17 protein-coding genes and 1 pseudogene are annotated in these 19,809 nt (G+C 39.9%); 10 read left to right on the forward strand and 8 right to left on the reverse strand.

Features of this window, described 5'->3' with window-relative positions; genetic code table 11:
• Positions 1-122: 122 nt before the first annotated feature.
• The 3 genes from DPV81_RS03575 (at position 123) to mutH (ending at position 2,792) form a co-directional block, all read left to right on the forward strand.
• The gene (locus DPV81_RS03575; protein ID WP_111386800.1) at positions 123-1,493 is read left to right on the forward strand and encodes an outer membrane protein transport protein; all 1,371 of its coding nucleotides are present in this window, start codon (positions 123-125) and stop codon (positions 1,491-1,493) included.
• Positions 1,494-1,584: 91 nt separating this feature from the next.
• Positions 1,585-2,124, forward strand: a complete 540-nt coding sequence (locus DPV81_RS03580) for a methylated-DNA--[protein]-cysteine S-methyltransferase (RefSeq protein ID WP_111386802.1) — start codon at positions 1,585-1,587, stop codon at positions 2,122-2,124.
• The gene (mutH, locus tag DPV81_RS03585; protein WP_111386803.1) at positions 2,121-2,792 is read left to right on the forward strand and encodes a DNA mismatch repair endonuclease MutH; all 672 of its coding nucleotides are present in this window, start codon (positions 2,121-2,123) and stop codon (positions 2,790-2,792) included. The genes DPV81_RS03580 and mutH overlap by 4 nt, the downstream gene beginning before the upstream one ends.
• 15 nt (positions 2,793-2,807) lie before the next feature.
• On the opposite strand, the gene tilS is transcribed toward mutH, so the two are convergent.
• From tilS to znuC, 5 genes are all read right to left on the reverse strand, one after another.
• Positions 2,808-4,100, reverse strand: coding sequence for a tRNA lysidine(34) synthetase TilS (gene tilS, locus DPV81_RS03590; protein WP_111386805.1), 1,293 nt, complete (start codon positions 4,098-4,100; stop codon positions 2,808-2,810).
• Positions 4,100-4,966: a pyridoxal kinase gene (pdxY, locus tag DPV81_RS03595; protein ID WP_111386806.1), complete on the reverse strand. Its 867-nt coding sequence runs from the start codon at positions 4,964-4,966 to the stop codon at positions 4,100-4,102. The genes tilS and pdxY overlap by 1 nt, the downstream gene beginning before the upstream one ends.
• Positions 4,967-5,084: 118 nt before the next feature.
• Positions 5,085-6,032 (reverse strand): acetyl-CoA carboxylase carboxyl transferase subunit alpha, encoded by a 948-nt coding sequence (accA, locus tag DPV81_RS03600; RefSeq protein WP_111386808.1) that lies wholly within the window; start codon positions 6,030-6,032, stop codon positions 5,085-5,087.
• A gap of 88 nt (positions 6,033-6,120) precedes the next feature.
• A complete protein-coding gene (gene znuB, locus DPV81_RS03605) occupies positions 6,121-6,906 on the reverse strand; it encodes a zinc ABC transporter permease subunit ZnuB (protein WP_005699689.1) in 786 nt (261 codons plus the stop codon).
• A 9-nt stretch (positions 6,907-6,915) separates the two neighbouring features.
• On the reverse strand, positions 6,916-7,710 hold the full coding sequence (znuC, locus tag DPV81_RS03610) for a zinc ABC transporter ATP-binding protein ZnuC (protein ID WP_049356420.1): 795 nt from the start codon (positions 7,708-7,710) through the stop codon (positions 6,916-6,918).
• 178 nt (positions 7,711-7,888) lie between these two features.
• Here znuC and mepM point away from each other — a divergent pair, with 178 nt between their 5' ends.
• The 6 genes from mepM to DPV81_RS03640 all read left to right on the forward strand — a co-directional run bounded on the left by mepM (position 7,889) and on the right by DPV81_RS03640 (position 14,149).
• On the forward strand, positions 7,889-9,364 hold the full coding sequence (gene mepM, locus DPV81_RS03615) for a murein DD-endopeptidase MepM (RefSeq protein ID WP_111386810.1): 1,476 nt from the start codon (positions 7,889-7,891) through the stop codon (positions 9,362-9,364).
• Positions 9,365-9,497: 133 nt separating this feature from the next.
• The gene (locus DPV81_RS03620) at positions 9,498-10,451 is read left to right on the forward strand and encodes an ABC transporter permease (RefSeq protein ID WP_111386811.1); all 954 of its coding nucleotides are present in this window, start codon (positions 9,498-9,500) and stop codon (positions 10,449-10,451) included.
• Entirely contained in the window at positions 10,444-11,403 is a 960-nt protein-coding gene (locus DPV81_RS03625) for an iron chelate uptake ABC transporter family permease subunit (RefSeq protein WP_049380439.1), read from the forward strand. The genes DPV81_RS03620 and DPV81_RS03625 overlap by 8 nt, the downstream gene beginning before the upstream one ends.
• The gene (locus DPV81_RS03630) at positions 11,394-12,155 is read left to right on the forward strand and encodes an iron ABC transporter ATP-binding protein (RefSeq protein WP_070591526.1); all 762 of its coding nucleotides are present in this window, start codon (positions 11,394-11,396) and stop codon (positions 12,153-12,155) included. Before DPV81_RS03625 ends, DPV81_RS03630 begins: the two co-directional genes overlap by 10 nt.
• Positions 12,156-12,169: 14 nt before the next feature.
• Positions 12,170-13,078: a siderophore ABC transporter substrate-binding protein gene (locus DPV81_RS03635; protein ID WP_111386813.1), complete on the forward strand. Its 909-nt coding sequence runs from the start codon at positions 12,170-12,172 to the stop codon at positions 13,076-13,078.
• A gap of 120 nt (positions 13,079-13,198) precedes the next feature.
• Positions 13,199-14,149 (forward strand): sigma 54-interacting transcriptional regulator, encoded by a 951-nt coding sequence (locus DPV81_RS03640; RefSeq protein ID WP_111386814.1) that lies wholly within the window; start codon positions 13,199-13,201, stop codon positions 14,147-14,149.
• Here DPV81_RS03640 and hflX read toward each other — a convergent pair.
• From hflX to rluC, 3 genes are all read right to left on the reverse strand, one after another.
• Entirely contained in the window at positions 14,139-15,494 is a 1,356-nt protein-coding gene (gene hflX / locus DPV81_RS03645) for a ribosome rescue GTPase HflX (protein ID WP_111386816.1), read from the reverse strand. The genes DPV81_RS03640 and hflX overlap by 11 nt on opposite strands.
• Before the next feature lie 9 nt (positions 15,495-15,503).
• On the reverse strand, positions 15,504-15,788 hold the full coding sequence (gene hfq / locus DPV81_RS03650) for an RNA chaperone Hfq (RefSeq protein WP_005697164.1): 285 nt from the start codon (positions 15,786-15,788) through the stop codon (positions 15,504-15,506).
• An 86-nt stretch (positions 15,789-15,874) separates the two neighbouring features.
• A complete protein-coding gene (gene rluC, locus DPV81_RS03655) occupies positions 15,875-16,855 on the reverse strand; it encodes a 23S rRNA pseudouridine(955/2504/2580) synthase RluC (protein ID WP_111386817.1) in 981 nt (326 codons plus the stop codon).
• Positions 16,856-17,281: 426 nt separating this feature from the next.
• On the opposite strand from rluC, the pseudogene rne reads away from it, so the two are divergent.
• A pseudogene (rne, locus tag DPV81_RS03660) lies at positions 17,282-19,795 on the forward strand (ribonuclease E); the annotation flags it as partial.
• Positions 19,796-19,809: the final 14 nt, after the last annotated feature.

The raw sequence follows: 19,809 nt of genomic DNA on the forward strand, positions 1-19,809 counted from the left end.
TATCATTTATTTATCACTGGTCGGAACACTTAAAAATTAATCTAAAATAATTTGCACTCCATTTATTGGAGTTTTAGAATCTCGCGACTTTTTTCATTATTATTAATAACAAAAGGTTCCAAATGACAAAATTTAATAAAACGCTATTAGCAATGACCACATTGTTAGCAGCAAGCGGTGCGAATGCAGCCGCATTCCAATTAGCAGAAGTTTCTACATCAGGTCTTGGTCGTGCTTATGCAGGTGAAGCAGCAATTGCTGATAATGCTTCAGTGGTTGCAACTAACCCAGCATTAATGAGCTTATTCAAAACCAATCAATTCTCTGTGGGTGGCGTTTATGTAGATTCTAAAATTCACATGAGTGGCCCTGTTACAGTTAATGCGCTAGGTCGTACTGTCGCGGTAGGTTCTGCAGATCATAACAGTGTTGTTCCAGGTTCATTGATTCCGAATATGTATTTTGTGGCACCAATTAATGACAAATTTGCCATTGGTGGTGGTATGAATGTGAATTTTGGATTAAAAAGTGAATATGAATCAGATTACAACGCGGGGGTATTCGGCGGTAAAACTGATTTAAGTGCGATTAACTTAAATTTAAGCGGTTCATATCGTGTCTCTCAAGGTTTAACTGCTGGTGTGGGTTTAAATGCAGTTTATGCAAAAGCAGAAATTGAGCGTCGTGCAGGTATTTTAAGTGATGCAGTGAAAAATGCTGCGCCATTAGTTCCAGGGCTCGTTAAAGCTGGAAAAATTCCTCAAAGTGCGGCCGCTTCTTTAGCAAAATTACAAGGTGTGAATAAAGACACAGTATTAACTCACTTACAAGATAAAAACGCATGGGGTTTTGGTTGGAATGCCGGTTTAGTGTACGAGTTTAACGAAAATAACCGTGTTGGTTTAGCCTATCACTCAAAAGTTGATATTGACTTTGAAGATGATAATGCCGTGAGTGCAAGCCGTACTATTCGTGGTCAAGGCCCTGCTGCAGGTGGATTAACATTACACTTACCAGATTATTTAGAATTATCAGGTTTCCACCAAATCACAGATAATTTAGCATTACACTACAGCTACAAATTTACACACTGGAGTCGTTTCAAAGAGTTACACGCGACATTTGATGATGGAGAGTTAGCTTTCCATAAAGATGAAAAATACCGTAGCAACTCTCGTTATGCATTAGGTGCAACCTATAATGTAAATGATAAATTAACGCTCCGTGCCGGTATTGCTTATGATGAAGCAGCAGCGCCAACAGAGCATGCAAGTGCATCTATTCCAGATACTGATCGTATGTGGTATAGCGTAGGGGCAACTTATAAATTTACCCCGAATCTTTCTATTGATGCGGGCTTTGCGCACTTACGTGGTAAAAAAATTCACTTTACCGAAAACCAATCAGTTGGTGGTTTAGCAACAGTAACAGCGAATTATACCTCTAAAGCAAGTGCTAACCTTTACGGTTTAAACTTAAACTACAGTTTCTAATTTGTAAAAAATTTAGCATAATACGCAGCACACCGAATGCATGTTCGGTGTGCTTTTTTCTTATATCACTCCATAAAAAAACGAGAGAAAAATGACCGCACTTTTTTATGCTTATATGGACTCACCAATTGGTCGATTATTAATGCTTTCTGATGGTGAAAATCTTACAAATTTAGATTGTGAGTTAGAACAAACCACGCCAAATCCAAATTGGATTTTACGAGAAGATTTACCGCTTTTTAAAAAAGTACGCTCTGCTTTAATGCGTTATTTTAATGGCGAGCCAGAAAGTTTCTCTAATATTCCTTTATCACCTAAAGGTACCGCATTTCAACAAGCAATTTGGACAGCATTGCGTCAAATTCCTTATGGTAAAACGGCGAGTTATGGTGGTTTAGCAGAAAGCATTAATAATCCTAAGGCGGTGCGAGCCGTTGGCGGTGCTGTTGGGATCAATCCAATTAGTATTATCATTCCATGTCATCGTGTATTAGGGAAAAAATGTGAAATCACCGGTTTTGGTGGTGGATTGCCGGCAAAACGTTTTTTATTGAAATTAGAGAATATTCCTTACATCGACAAAGGCGTAGAATACGTTAAACCAAAATTATTGAAGAAATACCACGCATGATCCCACAAACCGAACAAGCCTTATTAGAAAAAGCGCAATCTATTGCGGGGTTAACCTTTGGAGAACTTGCAGATGAATTAAATATTCCCGTTCCGCCTGATTTAAAACGCGATAAAGGTTGGGTTGGAATGTTGCTTGAAACCGCATTGGGGGCGACTGCCGGCAGTAAAGCAGAGCAGGACTTTTCCCATTTAGGCATTGAATTAAAAACCTTACCCATTAATGCCGAAGGTTTTCCGTTGGAAACCACGTTTGTGAGTCTTGCCCCATTGGTTCAAAACTCAGGGGTAAATTGGGAAAATTCACACGTTCGTCATAAATTATCGAAAGTCTTGTGGATTCCTATTGAAGGTAGTCGTGATATTCCGTTGCGTGAGCGACATATTGGCCAACCTATCTTATGGCAACCTTCGACTGAACAAGAACATCAATTACGCCAAGATTGGGAAGAGTTGATGGATTATATTGTGCTCGGAAAGTTAGATCAGATTACGGCGCGTATTGGTGAAGTTATGCAACTGCGTCCAAAAGGTGCAAACAGTAAAGCCATTACGAAAGGCATTGGTAAAAATGGGGAAGTGATTGATACCTTGCCGCTGGGGTTTTATTTACGGAAAGAATTTACGGCAGGCATTTTAAACGCTTTTCTTAATCATAAAAATGGGTGAATCATCACCCCTTTTTTATTTCTCTAAGTTTTGAAAAACACGGAAAAAACCCACCGCACTTTGTAAAGTCTCACCATAAAAAATGAGGGGGATACGATTTCGTTGCCAAGGCGGAACACCGAACTCTTGCCAAATTTTTTTCATGGTTTCGGCTGGGCGATTATGTTGTCGTTTTACTTTGCCAGTATAAGCAAATCGTATTTGAATAGGTTCTTGTGTATCAGCAAGTTGAACCTGTTTTTCGTTCCAATTGACTATAATGCCTATTGCATTGTGGATTGCATAAATTCTTCCGAGATTATCAGGCAAAAGAATCTGTTGATTTAATGGCATATCAAGGCAAGTTTGCGACAAATCAACGAATTTTCCTGTTAAATAGAGACATTGTTGATAGCGGCGAATAATATGCTCCCCAAGTTGAAATTGTGGGGATGCATCCGCTTTGGCCTGAATAACATCATCAATAATATGCATTAATTGAATCTGCGTTGGCATGGCAATTTGATTTTTAGCTAGCCACATTCGCAAAAGTGCGGTTTGTTTTTGCAATGAATATTCTAGAAAGTTTACGAGTGAAAACTGTTTTTGATCCTCAAGAAGATGCTGTTCAAAGCAAGTTTGTAATAATTCATTAATCAGTTGTTGTTGCTCAAAACAATGTTGTGCGGCACGCTGAACTGCATGATCAAAATGTCCCCAGCGTTGGCGTATTTCAGGCAAAATTTGGTTACGTAAGAAATTGCGATCGTAATGATTATCTTGATTGCTTTCGTCTTCGACCCAAGATAGATTTTCTTGCTGAACGTAATCTTCTAATTCATTACGGCTAAAAGAAAGGAGTGGGCGTAGAATAGGCATCCCAAATAATTGGCTTTCTTTTTGCATGGCACCTAAACCTTGCAATCCTGCTCCGCGTTTTAGCGCCAGGAAAAAGGTCTCAGTTTGATCATTTAAATGATGTGCAGTGACTAGATATTCATTTGGTTGAATATGTGTTGAAATAGCTTGATAGCGTGCTTCTCTTGCGCCCGCTTCAATGCCATCGTGCATTTCCACTTTGACTTTTTCAATAATAAGTGGAATGGCAAATTGTTCACAGAGTTGTTGGCAATGAGTCGTCCAAGTATCCGCATTCGGGCTTAATCCGTGATGGATATGAATAGCTCTCAGGCTTAAGTGCGGTCGTTTTTCGCTGAGTTTTTTAACTAAAGAAAGCAGTGCAGTTGAATCCAAACCACCGCTAAATGCAATGAGAAGCTTATTGGCGGTGGTTGGGATTTGTGCTTGGAATAATGAAAAAAGATCCATTAGGCAACTTTAACGGCTTTGTAGTTTGTGCTTGGATTTAAGATCTCAAAACGCGCAGCAATAGGTTGGAGTTCGTAAGATTTCAAATCAAAGGTAGTTTTCATTACGCCTGCAACAGCATTATTCATTTTTTCAAAAGCTTCAACATCGTTGCCACAGTTTAAGTAATGTGCCAAGAAAGTACCTGCAATTAAATCACCCACGCCAACTGGTTCAAAGTCAAATTTATAAAGCGGACGACTTAAATGCCATACACCTTCAGGTGTCGCCATAATGATTTCAAAGGTATCCGGATCATTTAATTTACCCGCTTTTCCTAAGTGTTTGACCAACACTTTTTTCACACCTTTAGCCACTAATGCATTGGCGGCTTTGAGTACGTCGTCAAAGGTGTTGATAGGGAAGTCCGAAAGCGTACGAAGTTCGGAAAGATTTGGGGTCATGATGTCCGCACGTGGAATGGCTTTTTCAATTAAGCGTTCACGTACACCATCTGCTACCACGCAGACTTTTTCGGCATTTGGCATCACTGGATCGCACAAGTAAAGTGCATTTGGGTTACGAGCTTTAATTTTCTCTAAAGCATAGATAATTTGGTTAACTTGTTCAGCTGAACCTAAATAGCCAGAAAGTAACGCATCACATTCTTGAAGTTTTCCGATGGCATCTAAACCGTTGGCAATTTCACCAATTTGCTCTTGTGGAATCACCATGCCGGTCCATTTACCATATTGGGTATGGTTAGAGAATTGTACGGTATTGAGTGCCCACACATCTACGCCTAATAGCTGCATTGGAAAGGTGGCAGATTTATTACCGGCAAATCCATAAACCACGTGAGATTGAATTGCTAATACACTTTTCATTTTGAACTCCTTTTACGTTATTTTTATTTTAGCATTGATGCATTTTTTGACATCCATGCATTATTTCTCAAAACACAAAAAAAGAGCGGGTAAATTAACCGCTCTTTTTTATACATTATTAACAATAACCGTAAGACATTAAACGTTCGTAACGTCTTTCTAATAAGCCATCTTTGTCGAAGGTATCTAATTCGTTTAGTTCTTCAACAAGACATTGTTTTAAATTGCGTGCCATTTCAGGATAATTACGATGTGCACCACCTAATGGCTCTGGAACGATATTATCAATTAAACCTAACTCTTTTAAACGAGTTGCGGTTAAGCCCATGACTTCTGCTGCGGTAGAGGCTTTTTCTGCACTCTTCCATAAGATTGACGCACAACCTTCTGGTGAAATAACGGAATAAGTTGAATATTGCAACATATTCACTTTGTCACCCACACCAATGGCTAATGCACCGCCAGAACCGCCTTCACCGATTACCGTACAGATAACAGGTACTTTTAAGGTAGACATTTCACGTAGGTTGCGAGCAATGGCTTCAGATTGACCACGCTCTTCTGCTCCGATCCCTGGATAAGCTCCTGGGGTATCGATGAACGTAATAATAGGTAAGTTGAAACGCTCGGCCATTTGCATTAAACGTAATGCTTTACGATAACCTTCTGGTGCTGGCATACCAAAGTTACGTGCCACTTTGTCTTTTACTGTACGGCCTTTTTGATGACCGATAACCATCACAGAACGACCATCTAAACGCGCAAGACCACCTACGATCGCTTTATCATCTGCAAAAGCACGATCGCCTGCAAGTTCTTGGAAATCAGTAAAAATATGTTCGATATAATCAAGGGTGTATGGACGATTTGGATGACGCGCCATACGAGAAACCTGCCATGCATCAAGATTTGCAAAGGTTTTTTTGGTTAATTCATCGCTTTTCTTTTGTAAGCGTTTAATTTCATCGTGTAAATCAATTTTGTCATCAGATGCTGAACGTAGCGCTTCAATTTTGGCTTCAAGTTCAGCAATAGGTAATTCAAAATCTAAATATTCTTGGCTCATTTCTTATCCTAAAAATATCGTCAAAAGTTGCCCGCACTTTATCAAGATTTAAGGTACGGTGCAAATGGTTTTCACTGGTTGGAGCGGATTATAAATATTCCTTTTTTAGTAATGATAACAAAAACAAAAATGCGGAACAAATCACGACAGAAGGCCCCGCAGCGGTATCATAAAAGGCGGAAAGGAATAACCCGCCAACGACGGAAAGCATACTGATTAAAATGGCAATAAATACCATTTGTTCAGGTGTCTTTGCAAAACGTCTTGCTGTTGCAGCTGGAATAATTAATAGCGATGTAATAATCAGGGCTCCAACAAACTTCATACTTAATGCGATTGTAAGTGCGGTCAAAATCATCAAGATAAATCGCATTTTTTTGATGTTAATGCCTTCCACTTGAGCCAGTTCAGGTGAGACAGTGGTGGAGAGTAAGGCTTGCCAGAAGTAAAGCAGTGTGCCTAATACAATGAGGACACCCGTGCCAATATAAGGTAAGTCGTTAAAATTAATGGCGAGCAAATCCCCAAAAAGATAACTCATTAAGTCTACGCGGACATTTTTTAGTAAGCCAACCGTAACCACACCAAGGGAAAGACAACTGTGTGCGATAATGCCTAAAAGGGTATCCACTGAAAATTGCGTGTTACTTTCGAGCCAAACCATTAATACGGCGAGAATAATCGTCAAAATTACAATGGCAACATAAGGGTTAATTTGTAAGAAAATCCCTAACGCCACACCAAGCAAGGCTGAGTGGGAAAGGGTATCACCAAAATAAGCCATTTTACGCCACACCACAAAAGCACCCAGTGGTGCGGTAATTAAGGAAAGTAGTAAGCCTGTAAGCAAGGCGGGAAATAAAATCTCAAACATGATTTTTCCTTATTGTTGGCATTCAGATGGATTGGCACTGCAACTACAAACATCACCGTGCATATTATGATGATGATTATGATGGTGCGTATAAAAGCCCACATTTTGTGAGATTTGGTTGCCCCAAAGGCGTATAAATGTTGGATCATTCGATAAACTTTCGGGTGTGCCGGCACAGCGAATATGTTGATTGATGCACAACACTTCTTTACTGTCCGCCATCACGATATGCAAATCATGGGAAACCATTAAAACCGCACAATTTAAGGCTTGTTGAGTACGGTGAATCAGCTGATAAAGTTCAGCTTGACCATTAATATCCACCCCTTGAGTTGGTTCATCTAACACCAGTAAATTGGGTTTATTCAAAATCGCACGGGCCAATAATACGCGTTGCATTTCCCCACCTGAGAGTTTTTGCATATTATTTTTTCTCAGATGCGTAATAGAAAGTTGCTCAAGTGCGGTCGATATTTCTTGTGTTTTAACGCCTTTTTTGAGCGCAAGAAAACGCTCAACCGTCATTGGTAAGCTGTGGTCTAAGTGAATTTTTTGTGGGACATAGCCAATTCTGACATTAGTGCTATAAATTACCTCACCAGATGTCGGCGTTTGCAATTTTAATAAAGTTTTTAAGAGGGTTGATTTTCCTCCACCATTCGGCCCGACAATGGTGATAATTGAATTCGGATAAATACTGAGGTTAATATCCCGCAATGCCGTCTTTTGTTCGAAGACCACATTGATATTTTTCAGCGTAATTAATGGTGTTGGTTGGGCTGGTTGAATGGCGTGAATCTGCATAATCCCCCCTTTAAAAATGGCTCACTAAAATAGCTCATTTCCTTGTTTTTCTCAAGAAATTCCGACTATGCCTAATATTTAGGCATAAGATTTGACATTTTTAGGGTAAAATGAATTTTTTTTAGAGTTTGTAGTCTGAAGAGCGAAAAGCTTTTTATTCATTTTAAAGGTATCTATTTTGCAACACGTTAAATTAGCTAGAGATCGACGGAAAAGAAAGTCCCGCATAAAAGCGGCGATTTTTTTTGCCGCACTTTTGCTTATTTTAACGGGCATTTTCCTCGCCTTTAAAGATACCGCGGATTACGATCCTTCTCTGCAAAGTAATCTTGAGCCAGAGATGGTGGATAACGTTCAATATCAATCCCTTACACCTGAAAAAACAGAATCTGATAAGTCTCAACCTCAAGCAGGCGAACATCCGGAAGCGAAGCAGAATGCGAATACGGAAGATGCAACTTCTTACGATGATGATCTTCAAGCCAAAGATGATGAAGTGGATGAAATTAAACCGCAGTTTGATGAGCTAACTGATTTGCCAAAAGATGCACAAGATGCGCTCAGTGGCATTTTAGATGTCGCCGATCAGGCATTACGTATTACCGATCAATTTAGTCATACTGTGGTGCGTGGCGATTCCTTAAAAGACGTGTTAGAGCTTTCAGGTTTAGAAGATGATACGGCGAAGAATTTAATTGCCGAGTATCCTGAATTAAAAAACTTGCGCGCAGGTCAGCAGTTCTATTGGATTTTAGATAAAGAAGATCAACTAGAATATTTAAACTGGTTGGTGTCTGAAAAAGAAGAACGCATTTATGAACGTACGGAAGACGGTAAGTTTAAACGCCAAATTCTAGAGAAGAAAAGTATCTGGAAGAAAGAGGTGCTAAAAGGTACGATTAACGGATCTTTTGCATCAAGTTTGCGTGATTTAGGTTTGGATGGTCGTCAAATCAGCCAATTAAGCTCAGCATTACAATGGCAGGTAAGTCTTCAAAAACTCAGTAACGGAACCAAATTTGCGATTTTAGTATCACGTGAATATTTAGGCGATAAATTAACGGGGCAAGGTAATGTTGAAGCGATTCACATCATGGCAGATGGTAAGAGCTATTATGGTATTCAAGCCGCGAATGGTCGTTACTACGATAAGCAAGGGGAAACTCTTGGCAAAGGTTTCGCGCGTTATCCATTGCAACGTCAAGCGCGTATTTCGTCACCATTTAACCCAAATCGCCGACATCCGGTAACAGGGCGCGTTCGTCCGCATAAAGGGGTGGACTTTGCTGTTTCACCAGGTACGCCAGTTATTGCGCCAGCAGAAGGTGTGGTAGAAAAAGTGGCTTATCAAGCAGGTGGTGCAGGACGTTATGTGGTGATACGACATGGTCGTGAATATCAAACGGTGTATATGCATTTAAGTCGAGCTTTAGTTAGTGCGGGTCAAACTGTGAAGAAAGGGGAGCGCATTGCATTAACCGGTAATACGGGGATTTCAACCGGTCCACACTTGCACTACGAGTTTCATATTAATGAGCGTGCGGTGAACCCGCTTACGGTGAAATTGCCGGGTACCAGCAGCGGAATGGCAACAGCAGAACGTAAGCAATTCTTAGTTCGAGCGAAAGAAGTTGAAAGAACATTAAAATTATAGCGAATAAAGTGCGGTCTAATTTGACCGCATTTTTTATACGCCCCAAAATTAGCCGAAAACTGACTACACTTCATCTTTTCTCTTTCCCTTCAATATGCTATTCTTTTTGCATTTTAGAATTATTCTCATTTTTATGATTAAGCGACGTTATCTGATTTTTCTTTTGATCGTGCTTTCCTTTGTTTCACTTTTTCTCGGGGTAAGTACTGTTAATCTGCAAGGGTTACTGAATTTTGAAGGTAATCAATGGCAGATATTTTTCATCAGTCGAGTGCCTCGTTTAATCAGTATCTTGATTGCGGGTGCATCCTTAAGCATTTGTGGCTTAGTGATGCAGCAACTCAGTCGAAACCGATTTGTTTCTCCCACCACTGCAGGCACCATGGATAGTGCAAGATTAGGCATTTTAATGGCGATGCTGTTTTTCCCAACGGCTTCAATGTTGTTAAAAACGACCATTGCGGTGATTGTGTCTTTCCTTGGCACATTATTATTTATGACGATTCTGTCCCGTTTGAAATTCAAGGACACGATTTTTGTTCCATTAGTAGGGATTATGTTCGGTAATATCATCAGTTCGATTACCGCCTTTATTGCTTACAAAGAAGATTTATTGCAAAACTTATCCGGGTGGCTACAAGGTGATTTCTCGCTTGTGATGTCAGGCCGTTATGAATTGTTGTATTTCAGTATTCCTACACTCATCGTGGCTTATTTATTTGCGCATCGTTTTTCTATTGTCGGGATGGGGAAAGATTTTGCGGTTAATCTAGGTCTAAATTACAACCAAGTACTTTATCTCGGTCTGCTCATTGTATCGGTGGTATCTTCGATTATTATCGTGTCTGTTGGCGTGATCCCTTTTTTGGGGTTAATTATTCCGAATATCGTCACACTTTATTTGGGTGATAACTTGAAGAAAGTGTTATCTCATACCGCTTTGTTAGGTGCGGTATTTGTCTTATTCTGCGATATTTTAGGTCGAAGTGTGATTTATCCTTATGAGATTTCCATTAATGCCGTGGTTGGTGTATTTGGCAGTGGTATCTTCTTATTTTTATTATTAAAGCGGTATAGAAATGGCTAAGAAATCTTCTTCTCAACTGATTGTATTGTCGTTGTTAGCCATTGTTTCTCTTGCACTCTATTTAGGCTACAACTTACCAAACCGTTGGCAATATGCCTTGGAAAATCGTGCCTTATCATTAATTGCGATTGTGATTACAGGCGCGGCAATTGCACTTGCTACGATGATTTTCCAAACGGTCGTGAATAACCGAATTCTCACCCCGAGTATTTTAGGCTTAGACTCGCTGTATTTACTGATTCAAACGGCGATTATCTTCCTTTTCGGTTCAAGCACATTGCTTTCCATGAATTCCATTGCATTGTTTGTCTTGTGTACGGGATTAATGATGGCGTTTTCATTAGTGCTTTATCACTTCCTGTTTAAGAAAGAAAACCAAAATATTTTCTTCTTGTTGCTTGTTGGGATTATTTTCGGCACCTTCTTTGGTAGCTTAACGACCTTTATGGAAGTGTTGATTGATCCAAATGAATTTCAGATCGCACAAGATATTGGCTTCGCAAGTTTCAACCGAATCAATACTCAAATCTTGTGGGTGGCATTAGCCATTTTAGTGGCGACCATTGTTTTCAGCTTGAAATATTGGCATTGCTTTGATGTGTTGGCGTTAGGGCGAGAAAATGCCATTAACTTAGGAATCGATTATCAAAAGACTTTAAAAGTCCTCTTAATTCTCGTGGCAATTTTAACGTCAGTATCGACCGCACTTGTTGGCCCACTTACGTTCCTCGGGTTATTAGTGATGAACGTGACCTTTGAATTTGTTCGTGATTATCGCCACAAGGTACTCATTCCTGCCGCGATGTTAATTTCCATCATAACCTTGGTTTTAGGGCAATTATTAGTGACCCATATTTTTACGTTCCGCACGACATTAAGCATCATCGTTAATTTTGTCGGAGGCGTGTACTTTATTTATTTGTTATTAAGAGCAAACAAAAAATGGCAATAGAAATTCGCAATATTACTAAAAGTTACGGAAGCAAAAAGGTGGTGGATAATGTGTCCGTCACCATTCCTACGGGGAAAATTACGTCTTTTATCGGGCCGAATGGCGCGGGGAAGAGTACGGTGCTGTCTATTATGAGCCGTTTGTTGAATGCGGATAGTGGTGAGATCTATCTCAACGGTGAATTGCTCAATCGTAAGAAAAGTAGCGATATTGCGAAACAACTTGCGATTTTAAAGCAAACTAACAACATTAATTTGCGTCTAACCATTGAAGATTTAGTCGCTTTTGGGCGTTTTCCTTATTGCAAAGGAAACTTAACCCAAACTGACCGCACTTTTATTGATAATGCTATTGCCTATATGAATTTAGATGATATCCGTCATCAATATATCGATAACTTAAGTGGTGGGCAGCGACAACGCGCTTATATTGCGATGACGCTTGCACAAGATACGGATTATATTTTGTTGGATGAGCCATTAAATAATCTGGATATGAAACATTCAGTGCAGATCATGCAAGTTTTGCGAAAATTAGCGACAGAACTCAACAAAACCGTGGTGATTGTGATTCACGATATTAATTTTGCCTCTTGTTATTCAGACTACATTGTCGCCATGAAAAATGGAAAATTAGTGCATCAAGGGGAAGTTAACCACATTATGCAATCGCCCGTGCTACAAGATATTTATGATATGGCGATACCTATTCAGGATATCGACGACCATAAAATTGCCGTTTATTTTAGATAAATAAGGAAATCTTCATGAAAAAAACATTATCAACTTTAGCACTTTCACTCTTTGCATTTACCGGTGTTGCTCAAGCAGCAGATATTACCGTTGAAAATGCCGCTGGAAAGCAGGTTGTGCCACAAAATCCACAGCGAGTCATTGTGCTTGATTTTGGTGCAGCAGACACACTTTGTGCATTAGGTGTGCAAGATAAAATCGTGGGTTTCCCACAAAGCGGAAAAATTCCAAGCTATCTTTCAGAATTTGCAGACAAAAAATATAAGAATGTCGGTGATTTGAAAGAACAATCATTGGAGCAAATTAATGAACTCAATCCTGATTTGATCATCGCGTCTAAACGTCAAGAAAAAATGATCGACAAATTTAAAGAAATTGCACCAGTATTTAATGTTGAAAATGATTACAACAATTACTACCCGAGTTTTCAACAAAATGTGACCGCACTTGGTCAGATCTTTGGTAAAGAAAATGTTGCGAAAGAAAAACTTTCAGCATTAGAAAGTAAGGTTGACCAAGTCGCCAAAGATGCGAAAGGCAAAACAGCCTTATTGGTATTGGTTAATGAAAGTAAAATCAGTGCCTTTGGTGATGGTTCTCGTTATGGTATGGTGTATCAAAAATTTGGTTTTAAACCGATTGATGACAGCATCAAATCGTCTACGCATGGACAAAGCGTTGGTTTTGAATATATCTTAGAAAAAAATCCAGACTTTTTACTTGTCGTGGATCGTACCGCGGCGATTACAGAAAAAGCCAACAATGCACAAAAAGTGTTGGATAACGATATCATCAAACAAACCAAAGCGTATAAAGATGGACACATTGTGTATCTTGATGCAGCGAATTGGTATCTTGCGTTTGGTGGTTTAGAAAGCATGGAAATCATCGCACAAGAACTTGATCGTGCAGTGAAAAAATAATACAAAAAACCATCTAAAAGGGCAGTCAAGGATTGCCCTTTTTATATGTAAATTAATCTTTACACATATCAATAAACTCCCTATCATATCGGCATCATTCAATAAAATTGAGCTTATTTTATGCTGACATTTAATCCACAAGATCCTTTCTCTTGCTTTGTCACTCAAAGCTTTTCCATTAAAAGTGCGGTCGAAAATGCACAACGTTTTGCGATGTTTGATGTGCCGCTTTTAATTCAAGGTGAAACGGGCACGGGTAAAGACTTATTAGCAAAAGCTTGTCATTTTGCGAGCTTGCGCCGTGAGAAAAAATTCATTGCAGTAAACTGTGCAGGTTTGCCAGATGAAGATGCGGAAAGCGAAATGTTTGGGCGTAAAGTGGGTGACAGTGAAACCATCGGTTTTTTTGAATATGCTCACGAAGGCACGGTGTTGCTGGACGGTATTGCTGAGCTTTCATTAAGTTTACAGGCAAAATTATTACGTTTTTTAACGGATGGTTCTTTCCGTCGAGTGGGCGAAGAAAAAGAACATCATGCAAATGTTCGGGTGATTTGTACCTCACAAGAACCGATGGAAAAACTGTTAGAACAAGGGAAATTACGCAGTGATTTATTCCATCGCTTAAATGTTTTAGCGTTAAATGTGCCGCCATTACGTGAGCGAGTGGAGGATATTCAACCTTTAACGGACGGTTTTTTACAAGAAATTAGCACACAGCTTAGGATTCCAATGCCGCAATATGATGCTAATTTTTTAAATTATTTAAAAAGTCAGCCTTGGCAAGGCAATGTGCGAGAACTATACAATGTCTTGTATCGTGCCTGTTCCTTAGCAAAAAATAACCATCTTGATATTGAAAGTTTAAATTTAAAACCTATACAAAGTGCGGTCATTTCTGTGAATGATTTTGGTGAGCAAACTCTGGATGAGATCATGGGACAATATGAGGCGAGTGTATTGCGCGCGTTTTATGCTCAGTATCCAAGTACGCGAAAATTGGCACAACGATTAGGCGTATCACACACGGCGATCGCCAATAAATTAAAACAATACGGTATTAGTAAATAATTTCTGACAGTTTAGGGAATTGTTTACAAAGTTTGAGCCATTCGACTTTATCAATTTGTACATTGAGGATAAATTCACCTTCATCTGAAATTTGCTCGTGACGAATGCTATCTAATTGATAGAGCGCGTGGCGGATTTTGCCCTCTTGTGGGAGCAGCGTGAGGGTGAAAGAAAGTATCTCATTTTTCAACCGCACTTTAATGGCTTCAAACAGTAGATCTAATCCTTCACCTGAATGTGCTGAAAGGTAAACGGCAACGGGCTTATTCTCGTCATCATATTCAATATGAGGCGTCACATTTTCCAATAAATCAATTTTGTTATACACCAGCAATGCAGGCACTTTGTCTGCTTTAATTTCTTCCAACACTAAATTCACAGCTTCGATATTTTCGATCTTTCGAGCGTCTGCTGCATCAATGACATGCAATAACAAACTCGCTTCTACCGTTTCTTGCAAGGTAGATTTAAAAGCGGAAACTAAATCATGGGGAAGTTGGCGAACGAAACCAACGGTATCGGCGAGAATGGCCGTACCGACATCTTGAATTTGTAAACGTCTTAATGTGGGATCGAGGGTGGCAAAAAGCTGATCTGCCGCATAGACATTGGCTTGCGTGATGAAATTGAAGAGTGTCGATTTTCCCGCATTGGTATAACCCACTAAGGAAATGGTCGGAATATCTGCTTTTTGTCGGGTTTGACGATTTTGGTTGCGTTGTTTTTCGACTTTAGCCAAACGATTTTGCAACTGCGCAATACGAACTTTGATTAAACGGCGATCTGTTTCTAACTGCGTTTCGCCAGGGCCACGCAATCCTACCGCGCCTTTTTGCTGATCTAAGCCTGTTTTTCGGCGAACTAATCGAGTGGATAAATGCTTAAGTTGAGCTAATTCAACTTGCAATTTACCTTCGTGCGAGCGGGCTCGTTGGGCAAAGATATCTAAGATTACCCCAGTGCGATCTACTACACGACATTGGCAGATACTTTCTAAATTACGGGTTTGTGCAGGGGTTAATTGATGATTCACCAAAACTACATCAGCATCTAGAGTTTTCACTGCATCAGCAATTTCTTGTGCTTTCCCCTCACCGATAAAATATTTTGCTTGTGGCGTAGCTCGGCTCGTGGTGATGACTTGTAAAATCTCAACATTGGCAGATTCCGCTAAAAGTTGGAATTCTTGTAGATCTTCAATGTTTTTATTTTGAGAAAAGAAAACATGCACGACGACAGCTTTATCTTTTGCCGATTGGCTATTGTCGCCTGTTTTAGATGACGAAAGTGCGGTTGAAATTTCAGGTGAATTTTCAACCGCACTTAAACTGATGAAATCGTTCATTGAACAGAATTATTCTGCTTGTGTTTCTACTTCCGCTACAGCATCAGAAGTTTGTGCTGCATGATGACCGCCGTTATTATTGTGGTGAGAAACAGAACGTGCTGGAACCACAGTCGAAATTGCGTGTTTGTACACCATTTGATTAACCGTGTTTTTTAATAAAATCACGAATTGGTCGAATGATTCGATTTGACCCTGTAATTTAATCCCATTAACGAGATAAATCGAAACAGGAATACGTTCACGGCGTAACGCATTCAAATAAGGATCTTGTAATGATTGTCCTTTTGCCATTTTGCTATCCTTTGTTGTTATATGTTAATTAATGATAGAAACGAGTTGTCTCCGTCATCAAATATAGCAATAAACATTTTTCTTGTCTATGGGTTTATCTCTTTGCTTTCACGCAGTTTTTTCAGAATTGCTTTCATTTTTTCGTCTAGTTGAGCATTGAGACGTAATGTTTCACCCGTTTTAGGGTGTTCAAAGCGAATAGAAAACGCATGTAAAAACAAGCGATTAAGCCCGAGATCTTGCATATATTTATCGAATTCTTTATCACCGTATTTATCATCTAGTGCAATCGGGTGACCTGCATATTGAGTATGAACTCGGATCTGATGAGTTCGTCCGGTTACAGGCGACGCTTTTACTAAGGTCGCATTTTGATAACGTTCTTCGATAGCAAATCGCGTTTCAGAAGGCTTGCCTTGCTCACTGACTTTAACGATGCGTTCACCACTGGCGAGTTCATTTTTCAATAAAGGGGCTTGTACGACTTTTACATGAGATTGCCATTGGCCACGAACGAGAGCGAGATAATCTTTTTGTACCGTTTTAACACGAAGTTGTTCGTGTAAGTTGCGTAAGGCAGAGCGTTTCTTCGCCACCAATAAAATGCCCGATGTATCTCTGTCTAAACGGTGAACCAATTCTAAAAAACGGGCTTCAGGACGTAATGCACGTAAGGCTTCAATCACACCAAAATTTAAGCCACTCCCGCCATGAACCGCAATGCCGGAAGGTTTGTTCAATACTAATAAACAGTCATCTTCAAAAATAATATGGCTTTCAAGGGAGGCGACTTTATTCAAGTTTTTAGAAATTAGGGCTGTATTTTTTTCAGAAACACGAACAGGTGGCACACGCACCACATCTCCATTTTGCAATTTATATTCAGGTTTGATTCGCCCTTTGTTCACACGTACTTCGCCTTTACGCAGAATGCGATAAATCAAACTTTTTGGCACACCTTTTAATTTTGCCAATAAATAATTATCAATGCGTTGTCCTGCTTCATCTTCAGAAATCGTGAGCATTTTGACGGATTGATTGATGATTTTTTCTTGTTTTTCAGTCATTGAATCTGTCCTTTAAAAATTGGGCTGAATCATATCACAATATCCCTGGTGATAATAGCAAGAATGCCTTGCTAATTTAGCCTCGAATGTGGATAATAGAGCGTCTTTCTGCGCCTCAAATTTGGCATTTAGAAAGTAATTTTGTATGTTGGTCAAAACTCAATGCGGCAAATGGCATAAGACATTGATAATCAACATGTTTTTCTTGAAGATTGACGCTTCCTTGCAATGCGTAATTAACACATCGCATTGTTTTACGAAAATTGTCTTAGATAACAATTGAGTATGCTATCAATGCACCCAGCAACACACAGTCGTGAGATTGACTGTTCGCGAGAAACACGAGGTCGATGGCTAAGGTCAGTAAATCTGTAAAGTGCGGTTAATTTTCAAGGTATTTTAGATAATTCAAATGAGAAATTGACAATGAAAAGAATGTTAATCAATGCGACTCAAAAAGAAGAGTTGCGCGTTGCGTTGGTCGATGGCCAGCGTTTATTCGACTTGGATATTGAAAGTCCGGGTCATGAACAGAAAAAAGCGAATATTTACAAAGGGAAAATCACTCGCGTAGAGCCGAGTTTAGAAGCTGCCTTTGTAGATTATGGTGCAGAGCGCCATGGCTTCCTTCCTTTAAAAGAAATTGCCCGTGAGTATTTCCCTGCTGATTATGTGTTCCAAGGTCGTCCAAATATCCGTGATATTTTGACCGAAGGTCAAGAAGTGATCGTTCAGGTGAACAAGGAAGAACGCGGCAATAAAGGCGCTGCCTTAACCACTTTTGTTTCCCTTGCCGGTAGTTATTTGGTGATTATGCCAAATAATCCCCGTGCAGGTGGTATCTCTCGCCGTATTGAAGGCGATGAACGTATCGAATTAAAAGAAGCATTGAGTTCTTTAGATGTACCGGAAGGCGTTGGTCTTATCGTGCGTACAGCGGGTGTAGGTAAATCACCAGAAGAATTACAATGGGACTTAAAAGTACTTTTACATCATTGGGAAGCAATTAAACAAGCTTCACAAAGCCGTCCGGCGCCATTCTTAATCCATCAAGAAAGTGATGTGATCGTTCGTGCGATCCGTGATTACTTGCGTCGTGATATCGGTGAGATCTTAATTGATAGCCCGAAAGTATTTGAAAAAGCAAAAGCGCACATCAAATTAGTACGTCCAGATTTCATCAATCGTGTGAAACTGTATCAAGGTGAAGTGCCTTTATTTAGCCACTATCAAATTGAATCTCAAATCGAATCAGCTTTCCAACGTGAAGTACGTTTACCTTCTGGTGGTTCGATTGTGATCGATGTGACAGAAGCGTTAACGGCGATCGATATCAACTCAGCGCGTTCAACTCGTGGTGGTGATATTGAAGAAACCGCATTAAATACCAACCTTGAAGCGGCAGATGAGATTGCTCGTCAATTACGTTTACGAGACTTAGGTGGCTTAGTGGTTATCGATTTCATTGATATGACACCTGTTCGTCACCAACGTGAAGTAGAAAACCGTATCCGTGATGCGGTGCGTCAAGACCGTGCGCGTATTCAAATCAGCCGAATTTCTCGCTTCGGTTTGTTGGAAATGTCGCGTCAGCGTTTAAGTCCGTCATTAGGTGAATCTTCTCACCATGTTTGCCCACGCTGTCAAGGTACGGGTAAAGTGCGTGATAACGAAAGTTTATCACTTTCAATCTTGCGTTTAATTGAAGAAGAAGCATTAAAAGAAAATACCAAACAAGTACACACTATTGTGCCGGTACAAATTGCGTCTTACTTACTTAACGAAAAACGTAAAGCAGTAAGCAGCATCGAAAAACGCCATGATGTAGAGATTATCGTGGTGCCAAATGAAGCGATGGAAACCCCGCACTTCAGCGTATTCCGCGTGCGTGAAGGTGAAGAGCTGAACGAATTAAGCTACAACTTAGCAAAATTCCATGAAGCACAAGACGATGCATTCGTACCAGAAGAATCCCTTGTTTCACGTAATATTGAAACAGCAGCCGTGACATCTGAACAAGTGATGGAAAGTGCTGCAGTATCGCTATCGATCCCAACGGCAGCGCCAGCACCAGTTGAGCGTAAATCCGAAGGTCCTTCACTGTTTGCGAAAATTGTTGCAGCAATTAAAGGTTTATTTGCTTCTGAGCCAAAAGAAGAAGAGAAAAACCAAAACAATCGTAATAATCGTAACGGCAATCGTAATAATCGTCGTAATCAAGATCGTCGTAATAATCGTCGTTCTCGCAACGAAAATAGTGACAATGCGAAAAATACAGACGAAGAAAATGCACGTCCAACTCGTGAGCGTATGAATAATCGTCGTAATCGTCGCAACGTTAATGAAGAGGTTATTTCAGAAAGTGCGGTTAATTTAGCGAATGTTTCTGATGATAATCGTCAAGAAGAAAAAGCAGAGAAACCGGTAGCTGAGCGTCGTCAACGTCGTGATTTACGTAAACGCGTTCGCATTGATGACAATGCAAATAACGCCAATGAGAATGTGATTGAGGCGGTTGAAGTTCCTGCGATTAAAAATGAAGTGGTTGAAAACAACGCTGTTGATAATACAGAAGATAAACCACGTCAAGAACGTCAGCGCCGTACACCGCGTCATTTACGTGCATCGAATAATCAACGCCGTCGCCGTAATGAAGTGAAATCGCCAATGCCATTATTTGCTGCGGTGGCTTCACCAGAATTAGCAAGCGGCAAAGTATGCATCGATTATTCTGCGGTGAATGCACCGAAAGAAAATAATTTCTTATCGGTGGATGAGTTGCTTGAGCAAGAAAAAACGAAAAAAGGTGTGATTACGCCTGCAACAGGTATTGTTGTGGAAGAGAAATCAGTTGAAGCACAACCTGCGTTAGATTTCATTACTCAACCGGCAAATGAAGCGGTTCAACAGAAAGTGCAAGAATCATTAGAACGTTTGCATCATAAAGCAGAACC

Origin of the sequence: Haemophilus parainfluenzae (assembly GCF_003252795.1) — a bacterium.
In the GTDB taxonomy this organism is placed as follows: Bacteria; Pseudomonadota; Gammaproteobacteria; order Enterobacterales; family Pasteurellaceae; genus Haemophilus_D; species Haemophilus_D parainfluenzae_K.

What these genes read in the sequence shown, in the direction of transcription:
- DPV81_RS03640 (WP_111386814.1), top strand. Translation starts at nt 13,199, where the DNA reads ATGCTGACATTTAATCCACAAGATCCTTTCTCTTGCTTTGTCACTCAA.
- DPV81_RS03575 (WP_111386800.1), top strand. Translation starts at nt 123, where the DNA reads ATGACAAAATTTAATAAAACGCTATTAGCAATGACCACATTGTTAGCA.
- tilS (WP_111386805.1), bottom strand. Translation starts at nt 4,100, where the DNA reads ATGGATCTTTTTTCATTATTCCAAGCACAAATCCCAACCACCGCCAAT.
- znuC (WP_049356420.1), bottom strand. Translation starts at nt 7,710, where the DNA reads ATGCAGATTCACGCCATTCAACCAGCCCAACCAACACCATTAATTACG.
- pdxY (WP_111386806.1), bottom strand. Translation starts at nt 4,966, where the DNA reads ATGAAAAGTGTATTAGCAATTCAATCTCACGTGGTTTATGGATTTGCC.
- DPV81_RS03620 (WP_111386811.1), top strand. Translation starts at nt 9,498, where the DNA reads ATGATTAAGCGACGTTATCTGATTTTTCTTTTGATCGTGCTTTCCTTT.
- rluC (WP_111386817.1), bottom strand. Translation starts at nt 16,855, where the DNA reads ATGACTGAAAAACAAGAAAAAATCATCAATCAATCCGTCAAAATGCTC.
- DPV81_RS03625 (WP_049380439.1), top strand. Translation starts at nt 10,444, where the DNA reads ATGGCTAAGAAATCTTCTTCTCAACTGATTGTATTGTCGTTGTTAGCC.
- znuB (WP_005699689.1), bottom strand. Translation starts at nt 6,906, where the DNA reads ATGTTTGAGATTTTATTTCCCGCCTTGCTTACAGGCTTACTACTTTCC.
- mutH (WP_111386803.1), top strand. Translation starts at nt 2,121, where the DNA reads ATGATCCCACAAACCGAACAAGCCTTATTAGAAAAAGCGCAATCTATT.
- DPV81_RS03630 (WP_070591526.1), top strand. Translation starts at nt 11,394, where the DNA reads ATGGCAATAGAAATTCGCAATATTACTAAAAGTTACGGAAGCAAAAAG.
- hfq (WP_005697164.1), bottom strand. Translation starts at nt 15,788, where the DNA reads ATGGCAAAAGGACAATCATTACAAGATCCTTATTTGAATGCGTTACGC.
- hflX (WP_111386816.1), bottom strand. Translation starts at nt 15,494, where the DNA reads ATGAACGATTTCATCAGTTTAAGTGCGGTTGAAAATTCACCTGAAATT.
- DPV81_RS03580 (WP_111386802.1), top strand. Translation starts at nt 1,585, where the DNA reads ATGACCGCACTTTTTTATGCTTATATGGACTCACCAATTGGTCGATTA.
- accA (WP_111386808.1), bottom strand. Translation starts at nt 6,032, where the DNA reads ATGAGCCAAGAATATTTAGATTTTGAATTACCTATTGCTGAACTTGAA.
- DPV81_RS03635 (WP_111386813.1), top strand. Translation starts at nt 12,170, where the DNA reads ATGAAAAAAACATTATCAACTTTAGCACTTTCACTCTTTGCATTTACC.